At 65.4% G+C, this 21,670-nt stretch carries 23 protein-coding genes, 1 tRNA gene and 1 pseudogene; 15 read left to right on the top strand and 10 right to left on the bottom strand.

Annotated features, from left to right (window positions below; translation table 11 throughout):
* The first annotated feature begins 99 nt into the window (after positions 1–99).
* On the top strand, positions 100–1,740 hold the full coding sequence (gene pgm / locus ACWDSI_RS07405; protein ID WP_449756135.1) for a phosphoglucomutase (alpha-D-glucose-1,6-bisphosphate-dependent): 1,641 nt from the start codon (positions 100–102) through the stop codon (positions 1,738–1,740).
* 138 nt (positions 1,741–1,878) lie between these two features.
* A complete protein-coding gene (locus ACWDSI_RS07400; protein ID WP_449756134.1) occupies positions 1,879–2,625 on the top strand; it encodes a DsbA family protein in 747 nt (248 codons plus the stop codon).
* Between the two features lie 76 nt (positions 2,626–2,701).
* Here the strand turns inward: ACWDSI_RS07400 and ACWDSI_RS07395 are convergent, their stop codons facing one another.
* From ACWDSI_RS07395 to ACWDSI_RS07380, 4 genes are all read right to left on the bottom strand, one after another.
* Positions 2,702–4,537, bottom strand: a complete 1,836-nt coding sequence (locus ACWDSI_RS07395) for an ABC transporter permease (protein WP_449756133.1) — start codon at positions 4,535–4,537, stop codon at positions 2,702–2,704.
* On the bottom strand, positions 4,538–5,542 hold the full coding sequence (locus tag ACWDSI_RS07390; protein ID WP_449756132.1) for an ABC transporter ATP-binding protein: 1,005 nt from the start codon (positions 5,540–5,542) through the stop codon (positions 4,538–4,540).
* A 14-nt stretch (positions 5,543–5,556) separates the two neighbouring features.
* Complete coding sequence (locus tag ACWDSI_RS07385) at positions 5,557–6,615, bottom strand: extracellular solute-binding protein (protein ID WP_449756131.1); 1,059 nt, start codon at positions 6,613–6,615, stop codon at positions 5,557–5,559.
* A 276-nt stretch (positions 6,616–6,891) separates the two neighbouring features.
* The gene (locus tag ACWDSI_RS07380; protein WP_449756130.1) at positions 6,892–8,472 is read right to left on the bottom strand and encodes an aspartate:alanine exchanger family transporter; all 1,581 of its coding nucleotides are present in this window, start codon (positions 8,470–8,472) and stop codon (positions 6,892–6,894) included.
* Between the two features lie 255 nt (positions 8,473–8,727).
* On the opposite strand from ACWDSI_RS07380, the gene ACWDSI_RS07375 reads away from it, so the two are divergent.
* Positions 8,728–9,498: a YczE/YyaS/YitT family protein gene (locus tag ACWDSI_RS07375; RefSeq protein ID WP_449756129.1), complete on the top strand. Its 771-nt coding sequence runs from the start codon at positions 8,728–8,730 to the stop codon at positions 9,496–9,498.
* Positions 9,499–9,605: 107 nt separating this feature from the next.
* Positions 9,606–10,202 (top strand): DUF1269 domain-containing protein, encoded by a 597-nt coding sequence (locus tag ACWDSI_RS07370; protein WP_449745265.1) that lies wholly within the window; start codon positions 9,606–9,608, stop codon positions 10,200–10,202.
* Between the two features lie 21 nt (positions 10,203–10,223).
* On the opposite strand, the gene ykgO is transcribed toward ACWDSI_RS07370, so the two are convergent.
* The 3 genes and pseudogenes from ykgO to mrf all read right to left on the bottom strand — a co-directional run bounded on the left by ykgO (position 10,224) and on the right by mrf (position 11,897).
* A complete protein-coding gene (gene ykgO, locus ACWDSI_RS07365; RefSeq protein ID WP_082946557.1) occupies positions 10,224–10,346 on the bottom strand; it encodes a type B 50S ribosomal protein L36 in 123 nt (40 codons plus the stop codon).
* Between the two features lie 18 nt (positions 10,347–10,364).
* Positions 10,365–10,610, bottom strand: coding sequence for a type B 50S ribosomal protein L31 (locus ACWDSI_RS07360; protein ID WP_449756128.1), 246 nt, complete (start codon positions 10,608–10,610; stop codon positions 10,365–10,367).
* Positions 10,607–11,897, bottom strand: a pseudogene (gene mrf, locus ACWDSI_RS07355) (ribosome hibernation factor-recruiting GTPase MRF). The gene ACWDSI_RS07360 and the pseudogene mrf overlap by 4 nt, the downstream one beginning before the upstream one ends.
* 142 nt (positions 11,898–12,039) lie before the next feature.
* On the opposite strand from mrf, the gene rpmB reads away from it, so the two are divergent.
* The 4 genes from rpmB (at position 12,040) to ACWDSI_RS07335 (ending at position 13,846) form a co-directional block, all read left to right on the top strand.
* Positions 12,040–12,273: a 50S ribosomal protein L28 gene (rpmB, locus tag ACWDSI_RS07350; protein WP_449756127.1), complete on the top strand. Its 234-nt coding sequence runs from the start codon at positions 12,040–12,042 to the stop codon at positions 12,271–12,273.
* Positions 12,273–12,437: a 50S ribosomal protein L33 gene (gene rpmG / locus ACWDSI_RS07345; protein WP_449756126.1), complete on the top strand. Its 165-nt coding sequence runs from the start codon at positions 12,273–12,275 to the stop codon at positions 12,435–12,437. The genes rpmB and rpmG overlap by 1 nt, the downstream gene beginning before the upstream one ends.
* Positions 12,437–12,739 (top strand): 30S ribosomal protein S14, encoded by a 303-nt coding sequence (gene rpsN, locus ACWDSI_RS07340; protein ID WP_449756125.1) that lies wholly within the window; start codon positions 12,437–12,439, stop codon positions 12,737–12,739. Before rpmG ends, rpsN begins: the two co-directional genes overlap by 1 nt.
* Positions 12,740–12,988: 249 nt before the next feature.
* Entirely contained in the window at positions 12,989–13,846 is an 858-nt protein-coding gene (locus ACWDSI_RS07335; protein WP_449756124.1) for a CPBP family glutamic-type intramembrane protease, read from the top strand.
* 129 nt (positions 13,847–13,975) lie between these two features.
* Here ACWDSI_RS07335 and ACWDSI_RS07330 read toward each other — a convergent pair.
* Positions 13,976–14,048: transfer RNA gene (locus ACWDSI_RS07330), tRNA-Ala, on the bottom strand.
* A gap of 109 nt (positions 14,049–14,157) precedes the next feature.
* On the opposite strand from ACWDSI_RS07330, the gene ACWDSI_RS07325 reads away from it, so the two are divergent.
* Positions 14,158–14,568 carry a TIGR03667 family PPOX class F420-dependent oxidoreductase gene (locus tag ACWDSI_RS07325; RefSeq protein WP_449756123.1) on the top strand — a complete coding sequence of 137 codons (411 nt, stop codon included), beginning with the start codon at positions 14,158–14,160 and terminating at the stop codon, positions 14,566–14,568.
* 110 nt (positions 14,569–14,678) lie between these two features.
* Here ACWDSI_RS07325 and ACWDSI_RS07320 read toward each other — a convergent pair whose 3' ends face one another.
* A complete protein-coding gene (locus tag ACWDSI_RS07320) occupies positions 14,679–15,014 on the bottom strand; it encodes a histone-like nucleoid-structuring protein Lsr2 (protein WP_449745256.1) in 336 nt (111 codons plus the stop codon).
* 235 nt (positions 15,015–15,249) lie between these two features.
* Positions 15,250–16,041, bottom strand: a complete 792-nt coding sequence (locus ACWDSI_RS07315) for a hypothetical protein (RefSeq protein WP_449756122.1) — start codon at positions 16,039–16,041, stop codon at positions 15,250–15,252.
* 2 nt (positions 16,042–16,043) lie between these two features.
* On the opposite strand from ACWDSI_RS07315, the gene trhO reads away from it, so the two are divergent.
* The 6 genes from trhO to ACWDSI_RS07285 all read left to right on the top strand — a co-directional run bounded on the left by trhO (position 16,044) and on the right by ACWDSI_RS07285 (position 21,668).
* Positions 16,044–16,910: an oxygen-dependent tRNA uridine(34) hydroxylase TrhO gene (gene trhO, locus ACWDSI_RS07310; RefSeq protein WP_449756121.1), complete on the top strand. Its 867-nt coding sequence runs from the start codon at positions 16,044–16,046 to the stop codon at positions 16,908–16,910.
* The gene (locus ACWDSI_RS07305) at positions 16,907–17,998 is read left to right on the top strand and encodes a CobW family GTP-binding protein (RefSeq protein WP_449756120.1); all 1,092 of its coding nucleotides are present in this window, start codon (positions 16,907–16,909) and stop codon (positions 17,996–17,998) included. Before trhO ends, ACWDSI_RS07305 begins: the two co-directional genes overlap by 4 nt.
* 202 nt (positions 17,999–18,200) lie before the next feature.
* Complete coding sequence (locus ACWDSI_RS07300; RefSeq protein ID WP_449756119.1) at positions 18,201–19,295, top strand: N-acetylmuramoyl-L-alanine amidase; 1,095 nt, start codon at positions 18,201–18,203, stop codon at positions 19,293–19,295.
* 61 nt (positions 19,296–19,356) lie between these two features.
* Positions 19,357–20,298: an SDR family oxidoreductase gene (locus ACWDSI_RS07295; protein ID WP_449756118.1), complete on the top strand. Its 942-nt coding sequence runs from the start codon at positions 19,357–19,359 to the stop codon at positions 20,296–20,298.
* A complete protein-coding gene (locus ACWDSI_RS07290; protein WP_449756117.1) occupies positions 20,295–21,059 on the top strand; it encodes a fructosamine kinase family protein in 765 nt (254 codons plus the stop codon). Before ACWDSI_RS07295 ends, ACWDSI_RS07290 begins: the two co-directional genes overlap by 4 nt.
* Before the next feature lie 24 nt (positions 21,060–21,083).
* The gene (locus tag ACWDSI_RS07285; protein ID WP_449756116.1) at positions 21,084–21,668 is read left to right on the top strand and encodes a nucleosidase; all 585 of its coding nucleotides are present in this window, start codon (positions 21,084–21,086) and stop codon (positions 21,666–21,668) included.
* Positions 21,669–21,670 lie beyond the last annotated feature (2 nt).

Genomic DNA, 21,670 nt, shown 5'->3' with positions numbered 1-21,670 from the left:
GTATCGGTGGCCGCGGTGTTCCCGACGCCACACCGCGGGTCGCCGTCGGCCCCCGTTTTGGTCCGACGCCGACTCGGGATTTCGGGCAGAATCGCTTGTATGGCTCACCCGCGCGCCGGCACGCCGGCTTTGCCCGAGGACCTCATCGATGTGGCCGAGGTGGAGAAGGCCTATTACGACCTCGTGCCCGACCCCGACGACCCGGCCCAGCAAGTGGTTTTCGGCACCTCCGGTCACCGCGGGTCGAGTCTGGACACCGCGTTCAACGAGGCCCACATCCTGGCCACCACCCAGGCGATCGTGGAATACCGCACCGGGGCGGGCATCACCGGGCCGTTGTTCATCGGATTCGACACCCACGAATTGTCGATACCCGCGTGGCGCAGCGCCGTCGAGGTTCTCGCCGCCAACGAGGTGACGGTGTACACCGCCGAGAGCGATTCGTTCACACCCACACCCGCCGTCAGTCGCGCCATCCTCGCGTTCAACGCCGACAACCCCGGTGTGCTCTCCGACGGGATCGTCGTCACGCCGTCGCACAACCCGCCTCGCGATGGTGGATTCAAATACAACCCGCCGAGCGGTGGACCCGCCGACACCGACATCACCTCCTGGGTCGCCAAGCGTGCCAACGATCTCCTGAGAACGAAACTGGTTGGTGTCAAACGCATTCCGTTCGATCGGGCGCGGCACAGTGAATTCGTCGAGGAGTATTCGTTCATCAACAACTACATCGACGGGCTCGCCGGGGTGGTCGACATGGCGGCTATCCGATCGGCGGGTATCCGGATCGGCGCCGACCCGCTCGGTGGTGCGTCGGTCGGATACTGGGCGGGCATCGGATTCCGCTACAACCTCGATCACCTCACCGTGGTCAACCCGACCGTCGACCCCACGTTCTCGTTCATGACGCTCGACACCGACGGCAAGATCCGGATGGACTGCAGTTCACCGAATGCGATGGCGTCGCTGATCTCCGCGCGCGACTCCTACGACATCGCGACCGGCAACGACGCCGACTCCGACCGGCACGGCATCGTGACACCCGACGGTGGCCTGATGAACCCGAATCACTATCTCGCGGTGGCCATCGACTATCTGTTCACCCATCGCTCGGGGTGGTCGGCCGACGCCGCGGTGGGCAAGACGCTGGTGAGTTCGTCACTCATCGATCGGGTGGTGGCCGGCATCGGTCGACGCCTCGTCGAGGTTCCCGTCGGATTCAAATGGTTCGTCAACGGCCTGCTCGACGGCAGCATCGCCTTCGGCGGCGAGGAGAGTGCCGGAGCCTCGTTCCTCACCTTCACCGGCACCCCGTGGTCGACCGACAAGGACGGGATCATCATGGCGCTGCTGGCATCGGAGATCCTGGCCGTGACGGGCAAGACACCGTCGCAGCGTTACCGCGAACTCGCCGACGAGTACGGCGAATCCGCCTATGCGCGTATCGACGCGCCCGCCAACCGGGAGCAGAAGGCAGTACTCGCCAAACTCTCCGCCGACCAGATCAGCGCCACCGAACTCGCCGGCGAACCCATCACCGCGGTGATGACGTCGGCGCCGGGGAACGGTGCCGCGATCGGCGGTCTCAAGGTGACCACCGAGAATGCGTGGTTCGCCGCACGACCGTCCGGAACCGAGGACGTGTACAAGATCTACGCAGAGTCCTTCAAGGGCGTCGATCATCTCAAGGAGGTCCAGGTGCAGGCGCAGCAGGTGGTCGATGCTGCCTTGTCCTAGCGCCGTGCTCTCCTAGCGTCGGCCTTTCGCAGCCCGGAGAGCTCCCGAGGCCGTGGGCGACCCGTGCGCTAGGCTCGGCCCGACGCCGTCGTCCCCGGACCGGCGTGCCGACCGCGCGAACGACATGGAGGATTCTGGGTGACCGACAGGCGCAAGGGCGGCTCGACGTCGAAATACGAGCCGCGGGCCACCTCGAGCACCAGCACCTACGTACTCGCCGCCGTGGCCGTCGTGGTTGTCGCCGCGATCGTCGTCGGCGGGGTGTTGTGGAACACGCACCGCGGGCACTCCGGCGGCGGCGTCAACGAGCAGGTGCTGAACTCCAATGCGGCGCTGATCATCGGCGCACCCGGGGCGCCGGTCACGATCGACGTCTTCGAGGACTTCATGTGCCCGGTGTGCAAGGAGTTCGAGCAGCAGTCGGGCAAGGCCGTGGTGACTGCGGTGGATTCGGGAAAGCTGCGGGTTCGCTACCACATGCTCAACTTCCTCAATGATCGTTCGGCGTCGGGGAGTTACTCCAGTCGCGCCGCGGGCGCCCTGCAATGTGTGGGAGCGGGGGAGAACCGTGATGTGTTCTTCCGCTTCCACACCGCATTGTTCGCCCAGCAACCTCAGGAGGGCGGCGATTCCGACCCGTCCAACGCTGATCTCGCACGTCTCGCGGCACAGCAGGGCGCGAGCGCGGCCACCCAGAAGTGCATCTCGGACGGAGCCAAGGTGGGCGAGGCCGAGCAGGCCGCGAAGGAATCGCAAACCCAGTTGGCCAAGGCCACCGGCGGCCAGGTTGCCACCCCGACGGTGCTGTCGGGCGGTGAACCGGTGTCCAACATCCTCGACGGCACCGCCTGGCTCGACGAGTTGCTGAACAAGCCCTCCACATAGACCGCGATCCCGGCCGGAGGGGTCGGCCGGGATCGCAGCGTGGATCGATCCGGTTGCGGACCGACCGGTCTCGCCGCTACGGGCCGGCGGCGGCGCTGCCGAGCGTGACGGGCGCGGCGGCCTCTTCCAGGAGTTCCTCGGTCTCGGCGTCGCGATTGCCCTTGCCGAAACCGGGAATGCGGAACGACCGCTTGGACGACTTCGACCGCTTGTTTTCATCCGAGCTGCGTCCGTAGACGAGCCACATGATGAAGGTCGAGATGATCATCAGCAGCACGGTGTAGACGAACGTCTTGGCGGTGGCGTCGCCGCTGCCCTCATTGCGCGTGGCGTTCTGGATGACGATGCCCAGCGGCTGATGAAACGGGTTGGCGAGGAACACCGCCGTGTCGTACTCGGTGAGCAGGCTGTTGAAGTTCAGCGCGGTGATCGCTGCGGCGGTCGGCAGCACGATGGGCAGCAGCACCTTGCGGAACGTGTACAGGTCCCCGGCCCCGAGCATCGACGCCGCCTCTTCCATCGACTGCGGGATGCCGGCGAACGATGCCCGAAGAAGCCTCAGGGTGAACGGGATGCGTTGGGCTACATAGGCGATGAGCAGCAGCACCAGCGTGCCCGTCAGAACCTGGTTGCCCACCAGGATGTTCGGGAACGAGAAGGTGACGATGAAGCCGACTGCGATCATGGCGGCGGGCAGCACCCACGGGATGTGCAGTAGGTAGTCGACGGTGGTGGTGATCACGTTGGGAAAGCGGGTGATGATGCGTGCGGTGGGCAGGATCAGCAGGATGACCAGTAGTCCGGTCAGCCCGGCGTAGACCACCGACAGGATCAGTGGCGACAGGGCCGAATAGTCGGTCAGCACTTCTGCGTAGTTGTGCAGGGTGAAGCTGTCGGCATGGAAGTCGCCGGTGCGGATGGTGCGGGCGTCGGTGAAGGAGTAGAGCACAATCAGCACCGGCGGTAGCACGTACACCAGGAACAGTGCATAGGCCACCACGTGCATCGCGACGTTGGCCCACTTGTTCTTGATCGGCTGGCGCACGATGGCCGAGGGCACCTTGGACACCGACACGTAGGTGCCGCCACTCTGGATGCGGTTGAGCACGGCCAGCAGGATGAGCGTCGACAAGCCCAGGATCAGCGCGAGCACGATGGCGAGGTCTCGCGATCGGGCGACGTTGGAGAACGTGAGGATCGTCGGGGCGATGGTCTGGAACTGGGTGCCGCCCAACACCTGTGGCGCGGCGAACGCGCTGAGCCCGCTGAGGAACGTGAGGATGGTGGTGGCGAAGATCATGGGCTTGATGGTCGGGAGCACCACCGTGGTGAGGATCTTCCAGTTCGACGCACCCATCTGCTGGGCGGCTTCGATCGTCTGATTGTCCACCTTGGCCAGCGCGGCACTGAGGAACAGCATCTGCTGGCCGGTGCCGCCGAGGGTGAGGACGGTGATCACGCCGATGGCCCCGGTGAACCAGTCGGGACTGACACCGGGAAAGACGGCGGTCAATCCCTGTGTGACGATGCCGTTGTCGCCGAAGACGAACTTGTAGCCGGCCACCGCCACCACGCCGCTGTAGATCAGCGCGGTGCCGAATCCGAGCCACAGGTATTTCGACCCCTTGATGTCGAAGTACCGCGTCACCAGCACGATGAAGATGCCGAGCACATTGACGGTGATGCACAACGCGAACGCCAGGATGAAGCTGTTCCGCAGGGCCCGCATGGCGCTGTTCGACGACCACACGGCCTGGAACGCGCGTAAGGACAGTTCTCCATTCGGAAAGAACACGTCGCCGATCATGCGGACGTTCGGGACGATCAGGAACGTGATGATGAACCAGACGAGGATGATGCCGAGCCCGATCACCATCGGTGAGCGGAACATGGTCCGAATTGAGTTGTTCATCTACCGCTCCGATCCGTACTGAAGCACGAACTCGGGACGGATACCGACCGCCACCTTGTCTCCGGGTTCGAATCCTGCTGTGCCACGGGCACGTTCGACCACCTTGAGTAGATCGTTGTACACCTGCACGCGATACGAGGAGAACTGTCCGTGAAACGATTTCGAGATCACCTCGGACTCGAAGCGCACGCCGTCGACCGCGGCGTCGAACGGTTCGAGGTCGACCTTTTCCACCCGGATGTAGCTGGAACTCGCGGTGTCCAGGGAGCCGCCGTGCGCATTGAGGTGGTCGATCGTGGATCGAGTGAGCTTGTTCGCCTCGCCGATGAAGTTGCAGACGAACTCGGTGTCGGACGCGTTGTAGATCTCTGCGCCCGTGCCGATCTGCTCGATGTTGCCCTTGTTCATCACCGCGATGCGGTCGGACATCATCAGGGCCTCCTCCTGATCGTGCGTCACGTAGACCGTGGTGATGCCGAACTCCGTCTGCAGATCCTTCAACTGCACGCGCAACTGGGCGCGGAGCTTGGCGTCGAGGTTGGAGAGTGGTTCGTCGAGGAGCAGGATCTTGGGCCGCATCACCAGCGCCCGGGCAATGGCAACACGTTGCTGCTGGCCGCCGGACAGCGCGGAGATCTCCTTGTCGAGTTGCTCGTCGGAGAGTTCCACCTCGCGCGCGATATCCTGCACCCGCTGGTCGATCTCGGTCTTCGGGGTCTTCTTCACGCGCATACCGAAGCCGATGTTCTCGCGAACGGTCATCGACGGAAACAGCGCGTAGTTCTGGAAGACCATGCCGATGTCGCGTTTGTCGGGGGATCGGTCGTTGACGCGTTCACCGGCGATGCGGATCTCGCCGGTCGACACCGGCGCGAAGCCGGCCAGTGCGCGCAGCGCCGTCGACTTCCCACACCCGGACGGACCGAGGAACGTGAAGAATTCGCCGGTGCCGATGGACAGGTCCATGGGCGGGATGGCGACGAAATCCCCATACTGTACGGTCACGGATTCGTAGTCGATCATTGCAGATACTCCAAGGTGATTCGTTCGATCCATTCATCGAGGTATTCGCCGACAAACCGCCAGTCGATCTGCTGCACGGTGTAGGAGTTGGCTTCCTTCACCGCGGCGAGATCCGCTGTGGGCAGCGCATTTTTGTTGATGGGCACGTAGTAGAACTCGCGTGAGAAGGCGGCGGCGGTTTCCGCGCTTCCCCACCAGTCGATGAAGTCGGCGGCCAGTTCGGCGCGCCGGGAGCCGTTGACCATCGCGACACTCTCCACCACCATCGGAACTCCGTCGGCCGGATTCACCCCGCGGGTCGTGATGCCGTATTGCTTCTCCCGGGGCAGGCGTCCGTGCATCCACATCTGGCCCAGTGAGACCTGGCCGGTGGCCATTCGGGCGTAAAGGTCCACACCCTCGATGGATCGGCTGCCGTGCGCAAAGTACTGCTGGATGGCCGACCACCCGGCGTCGGAGACCCCGGCGCGACCGCCACCCTGCGCGTAGCGCACCAGGATGCCCGCGATCACCGTCTGCGAGGTCATGCCACCGAGCGCCGCGGGAGTCTCGTACTGGTTCCAGTACCGGGAGTTCTCCCACAGGTCGGGCCAGTCCTGGGGTGCGGTCTCCGGTGTCCATTTCGCCGTGTTGTAGACCAGCAGGATGGGAAAGCGGTACATCGGCCAGAAATGTTCGCGGTCACCGTACGCGTCGCTGACCTCGTCGGCCCAGTTCGGGGTGTAGGAGGCCAGGATGTTGTCGTCGGTGAGCTGGTAGAAGTACGCGTCGTTGAGGCCGAAGACGACGTCGGCCAGCGGGCGGCCACGCTCGGCGAGCAGACGATTCTTGAGATCGCCGCCGCCGAGGTCGACGACGGTGACGTCGAAACCCGCTTCCCGCGCCTGCGCCGTCATCCAGTCGCCGCGTCCGTCCGATGCCGCGTTGGTGTACACCACGAGGCGAGTACTCGATCGGGAGGCGCACGCGGTGTGGCCTGTCGTGGCCGCGACGCCCAGGCCGCCGCCGACGATCGCGGTGCGCAGGAGATTGCGGCGCGATAAGTTGTATTCCATTACGATCCGGTCTTTCACTCGGTCGGCAGATACCGGGCGTTCACGCCTGATTCACCTGCCATTCAGGCGCGCGAAACGTGTGAAGCGTAAGTGCCAGTAGACATTTCGCTTCATCACGATCAGCACGCGGTCAGCCTAACAGCGGTGACACCGGGTCCGACGGCTCAATCGTGACCCCTGATCGGGGGACGAATTGTCTTGTGCGGCAACTGTTACCGCGGCATACACCGGTTCTTTACCCGTGCTGCGGATGCGACTGATGGCGAGCGCAGCTCGTCAGAAGAACACGACCATGATCTGCGCGAGAAGCACCTTGACGATCATGCTGATGGGAAACAGCACCGCGTAGCCGACGGCCACGCGCTGGTCGGGCACACGACTCATGGCGAAGGCGTAGGGGGCGGGATTGAGCTGCGAGCCGGTGAGTCCTCCCAGTGCCCGGGCCGTTCCGTAACCCAGGATGTTGCGATCGCCGACCACGCAGATCACCGCATGGATCGCCGAGATCCCCAGGCCGAGCACGACGAGTGCAATGCCGTTGTCGGCCAGCGCATCCACCAGTCCGGCGCCCGCGCCGAGGCCGACGGCGACGAGGAACAGCAACAGCGAGTACTGATTGAGCGTGTTGGCGACGTTGCCCGGCAACGTCCACACCACGGGGCCCGTTCGCCCGATCGCGCCGAGGGCCACGCCGACGATGAGCGGGGCGGTGGCGGTTCCGAGTATCAGCGTGCCGCCACCGGGAAGCGGGATCTGCACGAAGGCCAGCAGCAGGCCGATGGTGAGGCCGAGTCCCAACCCGATCGGATTGATGTCCGACGCCGCGCGCTCGGAGTCGCCGAGCGCGGCGCCGATCTCCGCAAGGCGCTCACGCGGCGCGGTGACGCGCAGGCGATCACCGCTCTGCAGGATGAGGTCCGGAGTGGCGATGATGTCCACGTCGCCTCGTCGCACCCGGCTGACCACGGCGTCGAAACGCTCCTCGAGCCGTAGGGTGTGCAGTTCGCGTCCGACCATCCTGGGGTTGGAGAGCGTGATCCGCCGGAAGTCGATGGCACTTCGATCCAGCCACGGCTCGCTCGTCGCCGGGCGGCCGAGGTCGTCGGTGATGGTCGCGGTCTGGTCTTCACGTGCGGTCACGGTGAGTAGATCGCCCGACCGGAGCGTCTGCTTCTCCCGTGCGACGACCGTGGCCCCATCGCGCGTCATCCGGGAGATCACCGCGGTGTACTTGCGTTCGAAGTCGGCGACGGTCAGATGCGGGTCGCCCACCACTTCGAGGGTGCGGACCACGATGGGTGCCACATGCTCGCGGTCTTCGGCTGTGGGTTTGCGGCGGCCGACCGCGATCAGATAGGTGCACGCGAGAATGGTGAGGATCACCGTGATGGGGTAGGCGACGGCATAGCCGATGGCCGGTTCGGGCGGGATGGGTCCGTCACCGGCGAGTTGTTCCTGTACCGCTCCGAGTGCGGCGGTGGCGGTTCCCGCCCCGGAGAAGGAGCCGGCGATGGTGCCGATGTCGAGTCCGAAGGCCTTGCCCACACCCAGTGCCACTGCAGCCATGCCGAGGATGGCGACGATCGAGACGAGTGCCGGTTTCCACCCGGTGCGGATGGCGCCGAGAAATGCCGGTCCGGCCGAGATCCCCACCATGTAGCAGAACACGCACAGTGACATGCTGGTCACCAGTGGCGGCAGATTGATATCGGGTTCAAGCGCGGACAGGGCCAGCGCGGCGAACAGCGCGCCCGCGGGACCAAACGATATGGGGCCGAACGGAATGCGTCCAAAGGCACATCCCACTCCGACACAGAAGAACAATGCGAGCAGGGGACTGTCGACGAATAGGTGCATGGCGCGCTCCCGAATTCGAACCCATCGAAGGAGGGTTGATCGTAGAGACGATACGTGAACGACGATGACTGACAGCCTGTGTCGGACAAGTCGACCGAACGTTCATCGCTGGGTCTCCGCCCGGCCGCACACGATCTTGCCCACCCCACGAACATGCCAACCTCCAAATAGTGGAAATCGGGCGACCTTGTACGGATCGGTGGCACTCTGGAAAAGCAATTGACGAAAAGGCGCACAGTGGGTGGTGAAGGCGGAATGACCGGTACGCACGGTGACGATCGCGGCGGCGACCCTGAAGTCGCGTCGGGTGGCTCGAACGGTCCGGATGACGCCGCCGCGCCCTCCGACAGCACGCTTCTCGACGGCTACTACGTCCGCCGGGTCTTCTGGTCGCTGGTCGGTATCGCGCTCATCGGTCTCGGATCGGCCACTCTTCGCGTCGCGAAGCTGGGCGTCGATCCCTATACCGCGGCCAACATCGGCATCAGCAACACGATCGGCATGGACCTGGGCACCTACCAACTCATCAGTAACGTGGTGCTGTTCATTCCGATGCTGTTCTGGGGACGCAAGTACATCGGAGTCGGCTCGATATTGAACATGGTTCTGGTGGGCTATTTCATCCAGTGGTTCACCACATTGCTCGATCCCGCGGTCCCCGACGATCCGTCCCCGTTGCTGCAACTCGTCATGTTCGTCATCGGGATCGGGCTGTTCGCCTACGGTGGCTCGCTGTACATGACGTCGGCCCTGGGCAATTCGCCCTACGACGCGATTGCGCCGATGATCGTCGACCACGCCGGCGCGCCCTACCGTGCGGTTCGCGTCATCCAGGACCTGACCTTTCTGGTCCTGGCCGTGGTGTTCCACGGGCAGATCGGTCCGGGCACCGTGGTCACCGCGTTCTTCGCCGGGCCGCTGATCGACACGTTCACCGAGAAGGTGAACAAGCCGTTGATGCGACGCGACCTCACGGCCGCGAGTGCGCGTCGATCACGAATCGTCATGGGCCGATCCCACTTCTGACTGCCCGAGCGGGCATCTGGGTCTCACACTTGCGCTAGTGTCGAAAGTGGTGGGGGTCCGAAGTCGGCGTGGCGGGGGTGCGTCGCGTGCAGGGCGAAGGGACAAGCATGACCGATTATGTTGCGGCAATCAGTTTTCCGGAGAAGTCGACGGCTTACGAGGTCTACAACTCCATCACCAATTCGGAGGTGTCCGCAGAGTTCGTTTCCGCCGCGATCGTCGAGCGTGACGACGCGGGCCATCTGACGGTGACCGAGGGCGGCGATGTGGAAGCTGGGGATGCCGTTGTCGGCGGCTCGTTGATCGGTATGCTCGTCGGCCTGCTCGGTGGTCCGCTCGGTGTGCTCCTCGGCTTCGGTCTCGGCGCCGCCGGTGGTGCGGTGGTCGATGCCGGCAGGTCCGACGACCACGACGATGCGATCACCGAATTCGGGCGTTCGATCCCGGCCGGCGGGAATGCGCTTCTCGCGCAGACCGACGAGGCCGACACCGCACCCCTCGACGCGCTCGTGTCCAAGTACAACGGCACGATCGTCCGACGCCCCCTCGACGACGTCATCGCAGAACTCGAAACCCAGGAGGCGGCCGCCGAGGCGGCAGCCGACGCCGCCCGCGAGTCGATGCGCAAGGAACGCAAGGCCGAGCGCAAGGAGAAGCGCGAGGAGCGCGTCGCCGCACTCAAGAGCAAATTCTCCAAGAGCTGAGGCTCCGGGGGAGTCGGGCCCTCAGCCTTGTCGACCCTTGTATCGCGGGTCCTTCTTGTTGATGACGAACAGCCGTCCACGGCGTCGCACCACCTGTGCGCCCGGTTTGTTCTTCAGCGACCGGAGGGAGTTACGTACTTTCATGTCGGTCGGTCTCCTGTTTCAGCGCATGCCGTAGCGGCGTCGGAACCGTTCCACCCGGCCTTCGGCATCGACGAGTCGGCGGTTGCCGGTCCAGAACGGATGCGACTTGTCGGTCACGTCGGCGATGACGAGCGGGTAGGTGTGTCCGTCGGTGAACACCACGGTCTCCGACGACGTCGCGGTCGAACGGGTGAGGAATTCGTCGCCGGTGGACGCGTCGCGGAACACCACCGGGTGGTAGTCGGGGTGGATGCCTGGCCTCATGATCGTTCCTGTCTGTTGTCGGTTCCGTGGGATGGCTGTGCCGACGACGCCGGCGAGTTTTCGGCGGCGTCGTCGCACGGGTCGGTGTGGGAGTGTCCGAACGGGTCTGGGTAGGCGAGCCATAGTTGTTGTCCCAGAGCCATTTCCGCATCGGTCAGGCATGCGCGGCGCAGTGCTTCGAGGATGTGGTCGGGGTCGGCGTTGTGTGCGAGCGCAACGATCCGACGAGTGGCGGTCGCCGAAGGTCTCGTCCCAGCGCAGGGCGGCCATCGCGAGCCGCTCGTCCGGCTCGAAAGTCCGTTCCTCGTCGGTCATCGCGGCCAGCCACGGGCCGCCCAAGCACACCTGTAGACCGCCGCCCGCCGATTCCAGCCACAACGCGTCGTCGGGTTGGGTGGCCAGCCACAGGCGTCCCCGGGAACTGACCACGCCGTCGAGCAGTGCGTCGATGGCGTCGTGCAGCCGTTCAGGGTGAAAAGGCCTGTCGGAGTGAAACTCCACGAGTTGCACGCCGCACTCGGCCTCGAGCGGGGGCGTGCCGCGTAGCAGGGGATCGTGCGGCATGTCGATCCGCCCGCGCCGCGCCGTAGGGCCGATGGCGGCGAGCAGGCGGGCCGCCATGAGCGGGGTCATCGGCCGTGTCGGTGTGGGCATCATCGTCGGTGCGCCCGGCGCGAGGCGTGCCAGCACGGCCATCAGGCGTGCCGCTCCCCACACGTCGCGATCCTCCGGTGCGCACGCGGTCATCACGAGACCGTCGGCAAAGGCCACCTGGCCCACGGCGATCTGGGCCAGTGTTCGTTCGTCGTCGACCACTCCCTGCCGCGCCTCCGACAGGGGTACGTCGCCGGTGGCATCGGCCAGCCACGTCGACTCGTCGACGCAGGTGATGGTGGCGTGGATGGTGACGTCGTGCCCGGCCGGAGCATCGATGTAACCGGGGACGCCTGCGACGATCACGCCCGTGACGGCGTCGCTCACGGCCTCGGGTTCCATGATCGGATCGAGTGCCAGGACGATCGTGGTCACGTTGCTGCGCCGATGCAGTCGGCGTAGCAGTGGCAGCAGGTCTTCGCGCATCGTGCAACTGACGCATCCGTGCGCGAGTGTCAGGTCGGTGACGCCGAGGCACTCCACGCCCTCGAGGTCGACCGTGCGCACGGTGCGCGTGATGACGCCGTCGGCCAGTCGCTTCAGATCGTGATGCACGAGTGCGGTCCCGGCCACCACGAGCGATGTTGCCGCACGATCGACCGCGCCGGCGTCGAGCCCGCAGACCATGATCATCGGCGTTCGTGTGTCCTTCACCGGACCCCTCTCGTATTGGTAACGATTGTCATTTATAGAACGCCCACGCTACAGTTGTCAGCGCATTATTGCGAATCGTTGTCATTAGTCATGTGCGTTCGCGCATATGGGAGGAGGGATTGTGTCGGCACGTTGTCAAGTCACCGGGCGAACGCCGGGGTTCGGCAAACAGGTATCGCACTCGCACAAACGGACGTCGCGACGGTGGAACCCGAACGTACAGCGTAGGCGGTATTACTCTGTCGCCGAAGGGCGTTCGCTCACCTTGTGGGTCAGTGCGAAGGGCATCAAGACCATCGATCGCCACGGGATCGATGCTGTGATCGCCGACATGCGGCGCGGGGAGAAGATCTGATGGCGCACAACGTTTTACGCCCCATCATCAAGCTCAAGTCCACCGCCGGGACGGGTTACACATACGTCACGCGGAAGAACCGACGCAACGATCCCGACCGCATGGTGTTGCGCAAGTACGATCCCGTCGTCCACCGCCATGTCGATTTCAAGGAGGAACGCTGATGGCCAAGGAGTCTGCGATCATTCGCAACCAACGGCGCCGCGAGACGGTGGCACGGTACGCGCAGCGGCGCGCCGAGCTCAAGCAATTCGCACGCACCGGCGCCACCGACGCCGTACGCGCAGAGGCCCATCGGGCGCTGCGGGCGCTTCCGCGCGATGCAAGTCCGGTGCGCATCCGCAATCGGGACGCCATCGACGGCCGCCCACGTGGGTTCATCGGCAAGGCGGGCGTCTCGAGGGTGCGCTTCCGGGAGCTCGCGCACCGCGGCGAACTTCCCGGAATCTCAAAAGCCGGCTGGTGAACCACGCCGTATAGCGCATATCGCTGATCGCCGACAGACGTGGGTCGGGCCGGAGAACCTGGGTGCTACAGCATCCAGATTCTCCAACACCACCCAGATACAGCGTGACCACCGGCCGGGCAGTCATCCCGGTCGCTTCGACACGAAGAAGCCCGCTCCGACCGAGGTCAGAGCGGGCTTCTCATCGGTGGAGGTACTGATGCCGAACGCCACTGTCGGATCGCGGGGGATCTGCGCCACAGTAGAGGTATGGCAGCAGCAGCAGAGTCGGCGACAATCCGCAGTGGGGTGGTGCACTGGCGACGACTCGTCGCCTACTGGTTGCTCGCCTGCGCGTTCTCGTGGTCGTGGTGGATTCCGTTGGCGCTCGACGGCGCGATCACGAGACCGGGTCAGGGGTGGCCCACGCACCTGCCCGGCCTGCTCGGCCCGGCGTTCGCCGCGGTGGTGGTGGTGGCGGCGACCGAAGGGCGAGATGGGTTGCGCGGGTTGTGGTCTCGGATGACTCGCTGGCGTGTCGCGTGGTGGTGGTACGCGCTGATCATCGCGACGGTCGCGTGCGCATTGCTCGCCTACCCGGCTGCCTGGCTGTCGGATTCCGCCGCCCCCTCGGCAGCCGACTTCGCCTCGTACTCGGGTGTCGGCACGGTGCCCATCGTCGTGATGCTGGTCTACGTGGTGATCGTGAACGGCTTCGGCGAGGAGACCGGCTGGCGCGGCTACCTCGCCGAGGGGTTGCTGAACCGGTTCGGGGCCGCGACGACCGGTCTCCTCGTTGCCGTGCCCTGGGCGCTGTGGCATCTGCCGATGTTCTGGGTGGTGGCGTCGTTCCGGGATTTCGGTGTCGGCGGGACGATCGGCTGGTTGATCGGCCTGACCGCGGGCTCGGTGGTGTTGGCCTGGATGTACGCCGGAGCCGGGCACAGCGTGCTGATCGTCGCGCTGTGGCATACGGCCTTCAATCTGACGTCGGCCACCGACGCCGCTTCGGGGCTGCCCGCAGCGGTCAGTTCGACCCTGGTCATGTTCGCCGCCGTGGCCATCGGTATCGGCGCAGTGGTCGCGGCCCGTCGCCGAACGCGACACGCGGCCGGTTCCGGGCAATGAACCCACCGAACCGCGGCCCCCTCGACGACGCACCGTCAATCAGGAAGAGCCTATTAACCCGCGACCTCCGGAGTCTGCCCCGACAATGAGGAACCCCCTCCGACGCAGGTCGGAGGGGGTTTCTGCTTGTGGAGCTAAGGGGACTCGAACCCCTGACCCCCACACTGCCAGTGTGGTGCGCTACCAGCTGCGCCATAGCCCCGTGTGCTGTTGTGTGCCCTCGGATCACTCCGAAGCGCACTCGCGAAACTACACCATGGTCCGGAATGGAACCAAATCCGTTCGACTCTTCCCGGGGCTAGCCTTGATGCATGACTCGCCTCAACATTCCGGATCGCGTGGCGCAGCGACTCGACCACGAGCAGGTCATCTGGCTCACCACCGTCGACGTTCACCGCGCTCCGATCGCCACACCGGTGTGGTTCCTGTGGCATGACGATCGGTTCGTGATCTTCAGTCAGCCGGCCAAGGCGAAACTACGCAACATTTCGTCGCAGCCCACCGTGTCGATGCACTTCAATTCGAGTCCCGGTGGCGGTGATGTCGCGGTGTTCGTGGGTGACGGACTCGTCGACGAGGTTGGTCCCGCACAGGAGGAGGTCTCGGCCTACCTCGCGAAGTACGCCGACGCGATCCCTGAGATCGGACTCACCCCGGACGGCTTCCTCGAGTCGTATTCGGTTCTGGTGCGCGTCACCCCGCGTCGGCTGCGGAGTTGGTGACCTTCGCTTCCGTGGTCGTCCGAACAGCACTCTGCCCGACCAGGCAGCAGGACGCGGCGAACCTGATCGGGCAGAAGACGAGTGAAGCGGCCGTGGAAGGCCGCGGCGCGTCAGTGTGCGGCTTCGAACGCCTCGAGGACGGTCAGCGGGATTCGCCCGCGATCGCTGACCTCGTACCCGTTCTTGGTGGCCCACTTGCGGATTGCCTGGGTCTGTTCCTTGCTGCGGGCGCCGCCGTTGGTCGCGGTGCGCTTGGCTGTGCGTGATCCGCCCGACCGCGACACTGTGACGTATTTCGCGAGGGCGTCACGAAATTGCTGGGCGTGCTTCGACGACGTATCGAACTCGTAGCTCTTTCCGTCGAGGCTCCAGCGGACCGTTTCGTAGTTGTCGAGAACCTTACCGTCGATGTCATCGACTACCTGGACGATTTCTTTCTTGGCCACGAATCTCTCCCGATACCTCTTGTGGTGTTCTTTTGTTGTGCGCAAGAACTGTCTCGCATCAATCGGCGGTTGCCAAATCGACAGTTTGTGCGTCTTCCCATTTATACACGGGTCATAAACCAATGGGAAAGAGCGGTGTCCCGGCGCGCCGGTCACGCTTCCGTAAGCGTTATGTGACTTTGTGAATCCGAGACTCGGCAGTGTGATCTTTGTCGTACATCAGAAAATGGTGAATTCACCGTGTCGGAGTGGTGGTTTCTCCGGGTTCCGGAATGTTCTCCCGGGTGTCGAGCGTCGGCCCGAGGTCGGCGGTCGACGGCCCCACCAGCGCCCCGGGAGCGCGATCGGACGCGCGGAGCGGGGCGTAACCTGTTGCAGTGAGCGAGAATCCGGCGCGTGAACGAGACTCGAGACAATACAAACCGACCGTTTGTACGAGGCAGGAGAATCGACCGACGGAAATGGTGTCTCCATAGTCGACGATCGCGCTTCGATAGAGCACGGGGTGTTCGCTGGTGCAGGCACCTTGACGGGATCCGGCGGAGTCGAGCACCACTGTGTTCTCAGACCAATCACAGGAACTCGGTAGCGTGGACGGGCGCTTCGCGCGGGTTTCGATGTTTTCCATCCGGCACGCAAGGGTGTTGCGGTCGTCGTCGACCGTCGAGCAATTGACCGTGCGGTCGGGCGTGGAGAAGTGATATCCGGAAGTCTGCTGTACCGGTGATCCCGGTGACGTCGAACCCTGCCGATAGCGTGAATTGGCCGCCCGCGGAGCCATCGCGATAACCCGCCCGATCGTCCAACTCGGCAATGCGGTCGGTGTCTCACTCTCGAGTGCTGCCGTCGCCGAGGTGGTCGAGATCTGTGATTCGGTGGACAGAACGTCGGTGGGGGGCACCACGATGGTCGACGGGCGGGTGTCGGTGGACAAACCGCATCCGGCCACTCCGACACCGATCACCACGAGTCCGACCAGCGCCGGGACGGCGAGAAACCGCGTTCGTCGTGGTCCGTACCCTTGCATGTGTGTCGACCCCCAAGATCGCGCTGTTCTACGTCTTTGCGCCGCTGCCTGACCCGGAAGCCATCCGGCTGTGGCAGCAGACCTTATGCGAGTCCCTGGGGCTGCGGGGCAGGATCATCGTGTCACGACACGGAATCAACAGCACCGTCGGCGGGGACATCCGTCAGGTGAAACGGTACGTCAGGGCTACCCGCGGATATCCCGCGTTCCGCGACGCCGACATCAAATGGTCCGACGGCACCGGCAACGACTTTCCACGCCTGTCGGTCCGGGTACGCAGTGAGATCGTCACATTCGGGGCGCCCGACGAGATCGAGGTGACCGCGGACGGGGTGGTGGGCGGAGGAACGCGTCTCACCCCCGACGACCTGCACCGTCTCGTCGAGGAGCGCGGCGACGAGGTGGCCTTCTTCGACGGGCGAAACCGTGTCGAGGCCGACATCGGGCGCTTCGCCGGCGCCATCACTCCCGAGGTGACCTCGACGCGCGATTTTCTGCCGCTGCTCGACAGTGGGGCCTTCGACGATCTGAAGGACCGGCCGGTGGTGACGTACTGCACCGGAGGCGTGCGCTGCGAGGTGCTGAGCATGCTGATGCGCCGACGCGGATTCCGGGAGGTGTACCAACTCGACGGCGGTATCGTCCGCTACGGCGAACGCTTCGGCGACGACGGACTGTGGGAAGGATCGCTGTACGTCTTCGACAAGCGCATGTCCACGGACTTCTCCGACCACGCTGCCGTGGTGGGACGGTGCGCCGAGTGCGGGCAACCGACCAGCAATGTCGCCAACTATCCCGACGCCCTGGGTCGAGCGCTGGCGGTGATCTGTCCCGATTGTCTCGCCGCGGTGGCCGTCGAGTCCGCATGAGGCGGTCGTCGATTCCCGTGGTGGTGATCGCGGGGTTCCTCGGCGCCGGTAAGACCACGCTGCTCAATCACCTGCTGCGGGTCGGCGGCCGTTCGGGACGGGCACGGCTGGGAGTGCTCGTCAATGACTTCGGATCGGTCAACGTCGACGCGCTGCTGATCGCCGGGCAGGTCGACGGTGCGACCAGCCTCGCCAACGGCTGTATGTGCTGCGCGGTCGACCGCGACGGGCTCGACTCAGCGCTCAGCGCCTTGCTGCGGCCGTCGGCCGGCCTCGATGCCGTGGTGATCGAGGCCAGCGGGATCGCCGAACCCAAGGCCCTGATCCGGATGATCTCGTCGGCGCGCCACCCGAGGATGCACTACGGCGGACTCGTGTACCTGGTGGATGCCGCACAGTTCGGCACGATGCGCCGACGGCATCCGGAGATCGACGGACACGTGGCCGTCGCGGATCTCGTGGTGATCAACAAACGCGACCTCGTCGACGAGGTGACCCTGCGCGACGTGAAATCTGTTGTCGGCGAGATCAATCCGACGGCACCGGTGCTGACGGTCAACGATGCCGCGATCGATCCGGACGTCCTGTTCGACCGAGTCGATTCGCCCGAGGCCGCCGACACCGGGCCGCGGCAACTGACCCTCGACGAACTCATGGCCGACGACCACGACACCGATCACCACGACAGCGATCCCCATGACCACGACTGGGCGGTCGACGACGATCACCGGCACCTGCACGAGCGGTATCAGTCTGTGGAACTGTCCACCGACGCGGCCGCCGATCCGCGCCGGCTCGCGGAGCTGCTGCAACGGCCACCGGCCGGTTGCTACCGGATCAAGGGAGTCGTGTGGTTCGACCTGCCGGGATCTCGGGGACGCTTCAGCGTGCATGGTGTGGGCGGATTCGTGCGCGTGCACCGGGAGCCCCGGGGCACGGCGCCGCCGCATACCGACGTGGTCCTCATCGGTGTGGACATGGACACCGCGGCCGCTCGTGGGGCTCTCGATGCCGTGATCGCGACGGAGGCGACCGCCGCCGACGAACACGGCATCCTGCACATCACGCGGCATCTTCCGCAGGGGTGACGCACGCACGCGGCATCGCGACAACCTCGCGATGTCGGTGACGTCACAGCTGTCTAACGAAATCCCGTCGTACGAGGTCACCGATTTCCGCATTGCGCACAGGGCTGCTTAGCTGTTAAAGCTGTGACTGTTGTGACCAGTGTTGCGTGCGGGAAGGAGTGCGGCGTCGTCGCGAAGTGATGCGACCGGCGTCCAAACCAGGATGATCCAGAAACGACATCGCCGTTTCCGGCGCACCGGGTGGCGCCTCGGTGCCGCGACCGTTGCGTTCGTGGCCGCCATCGGGTCCGTGTCCGCGGTGACCGGGGGCGCCGCGCCTGCAGCGGCCGCCCCCGCACCCCCAGCCGGGGGCACGGCATTGCTGGGCAAGACGATCTTCCTGGACCCGGGTCACCAGGGCGGATCGGCCGGGCACGACCTCGCCAAGCAGGTCCCCGACGGTCGGGGTGGCAAGAAGGACTGCCAGACCACCGGGGCAACCGGGGTCAACGGCGCGAAGGAACACACCGTCACCTGGCAGATCAGCGAGCTGGTGAAAGCGGGCCTGGAAAGTCAGGGCGCGCGCGTGGTTCTGAGCCGTCCCGACGACACCGGCTGGGGCGGTTGTGTCGACGAGCGCGCCGCGGCCGCGAGTCGTTCGGGCGCCGCGGTGGCGGTGAGCCTGCACGCCGATTCCACGGTCAACGGAGCCGACAATACGAAAAAGGGCTTCCACATGATCGTGCCCGCACTGCCGATCCCCGATCCCACCGTCAACCGCGTGCAGTCCGGGGAAGGACGCAAGGCGTCGACCATCATGCGTGACGCCTTCGTCAAGGCGGGTTTCCCGCCCGCCAACTATGCAGGCGCCGATCAGGGCATTCAGACGCGGTCGGATATCGCGGCGGTCAACCTCACCACGATTCCCGCGGTGTTCATCGAGATGGGCAATCTGTCCAACCCGCAGGAGGCGGCGGCGCTGGCCGGCCGCGACGGTCAGCTCAAGTACGCGATGGCCGTGACGAATGGAATCCTGAACTACGTGCACCCGGGGGCGGCGCCGACCACCTCACCGGGCACGTCCGCACCGGGCACGGCCACCTCGCCGGGCACGGCCACCACGCCGGGCACCGCCGGCTCCGATGACAACGGCTTGTCCATAGTGATCCCGTTTGTCGAGCAGCTCCTCAAATCCAAGGACCCGCAGCAGATCGCCTCGCTACTGCTCTCACAGGGGCCCGACGTGTCCGCCCAGGTGCTCGGCGCGATGCTCAACGTGATCTACGGCCTGTTCGGCGGCAAACTCCCGATCGGGTGAGCCCGATGCGCGGGCGCGCCGGTGTGACGTGCGACGCAGCCCGCGCGGCTAAGGTCGTGGCATGGGGATCAAGGATCTGTTCGTGATGGACACGCCGGTGCCGACGCTGCGCGGACGCAAGGTGCTCATCACCGGCGCGGCCAGCGGGATCGGACGGGCGACCGCCGTGGCGGCGGCGGCCCAAGGCGCCGAATTGGTGCTCACCGACCTGCATGCCGAACCACTCGACGCAGTGGCCGCCGACATCACCGCCGACGGGGGCAGCGTGCTGTTCCATCTCGCCGGTGACGTGTCGGACTTCGAGTGGGTGTCGGCGTTCGCGCGTCAGGTCGACGCCGAGGTCGGCGTCATGGACGTGGTGATGAACGTGGCCGGTGTCTCGGTGTGGGGCACCGTCGAAAATCTGCAGCACAAGCACTGGCGCACCATGGTCGACGTCAACCTGATGGGCCCGATCCACATCATCGAATCGTTTGTGCCGCAGATGATCCGCCGCGGACACGGCGGACATCTGGTGAACGTGTCGTCGGCGGCGGGGCTGCTGGCCCTCCCGTGGCACTCGGCCTACAGCGCCAGCAAGTTCGGCATCCGCGGGGTGTCGGAGGTGCTGCGGTTCGACCTGCGCCGCCACCACATCGGGGTGTCGCTGGTGTGCCCCGGTGCGGTGGCCACGCCGCTGGTCAACACCGTCGACATCGTCGGCGTGGACCGCGACGATCCGAGGGTGGCCTCGCAAATCGCGAACTTCCACCGCATTTCGGTGACCCCGGAGAAGGCTGCCGCGGCGATCCTCGACGGGGTGCGCAAGAACCGGTACATGGTCTACACCTCGTTCGACACCCGATTCGCCTACTGGTGGGCACGGAAGTTCGCCTGGCCCTACGAGATCGTGATGAGGATCGCCAACGACCGCTTCGACTACCTGGGTCGCGTGGCCGGGCTCACATCGCGGACCGACGCCGGGGATACGGTCGCCACCGAGATCGGGTCCGACAGAGGGTGACCGACACCTTCGTCAAGCGACAGTCCGGTGCCGATCCGGACCTCTTCGCGGCCGAAGCGGCGTCGTTGCGCTGGCTCGGTGAGGCGGGGGCACCGGTGGTGGAGGTGGTGTCGGTGAGCCCGCAGCGAATCGAATTGCAGCGACTTATGACTCGTGCGCCCGACCCCGAATCGGCTCGCGAGTTCGGAGTTCGTCTGGCCCGGATGCATGATGCGGGCGCGCCCGAGTTCGGTTCGCCCCCAAACGGTTACACCGGAAAGCAGTTCATCGGCGTGCTTCCGCTCAGTACGCGCACCCACGACCGCTGGGGCGAGTTCTATGCGAACGAACGCGTGCTTCCCTACGTCGATCGTGCCGTGGCCGCCGGGAACCTGTCGCCCGACGACGAGGCTGCTGCGAGGCGTGCCTGTGAGTTCATCGCCGATGGTGCGTTCGACGACGGGGCCTCGCCGAGCCGGTTGCACGGGGATCTGTGGAGCGGAAACGTGATGTGGACCCCGGACGGGGTGGTGCTGATCGATCCGGCTGCCCACGGCGGGCACCGCGAAACCGATTTGGCGATGCTGCAATTGTTCGGCTGTCCGCAGCTCGCGCACATCATCGCCGGCTATCGCGACGCCTCGCCACTCGTCGAAGGTGTCGAAGCCCGTGTCCCGCTGCACCAGATGCATCCCCTTGCGGTACACGCAGTACGGCATGGTCCCGGCTATGGCGTGGCACTCGGGGATGCGGCACGGGCCACCCTGGCGCTGATGGGCTGAGTTGCCCGCGCGATCATGTCAGGCATGGATGGCTACCCGTTCATCCGCGGCGATGAACTCGATCCGACAACGCTGATCGTGTCCGCGACGCACGCCGAGGCGCGATACGTGCCGTCGGGTGCGCGGCTGCTGATCACCGGTATCGGCAAGGTACGTGCGTCGACCGCGCTGACCAGAGCGCTCAGTGTGGTGCACGGAGCGCCGATCCGGAGGGTGATCAACATCGGTACCGCCGGCGCGCTGCACGATCACCATGGGGGGCTGTTTCTGCCCTCGGTGGTGGTGGAACACGACATCAGCGCCACGGAACTGCGCGCCATGGGTTATCCCGTGATCGACCGCTGGGAACTGCCCGACGGCGACGGCTCGGTCCTCGCATCCGGGGACACCTTCGTCGCGGATCCAGTTCGGCGCGCCGAGTTGGCCACGACCGCCGACCTGGTGGACATGGAGGGATGTGCGATCGCCCACGTGGCCGCGGAGTTCGGCGTCGCCTGCCGTCTGGTGAAGGTGGTCAGCGATCGGGCCGACGAACAGGCCCTGGATTGGCCCACGCTGGTCGACGGCGCAGCGCGGCAACTGGGGGACTGGATCGCCGGCCGCAGGTAGTC

The organism is Gordonia sp. NPDC003429, from assembly GCF_053588575.1.
Note: the sequence above shows the minus strand (reverse complement) of the source record. Positions and strands in the feature narration are given on the sequence as shown.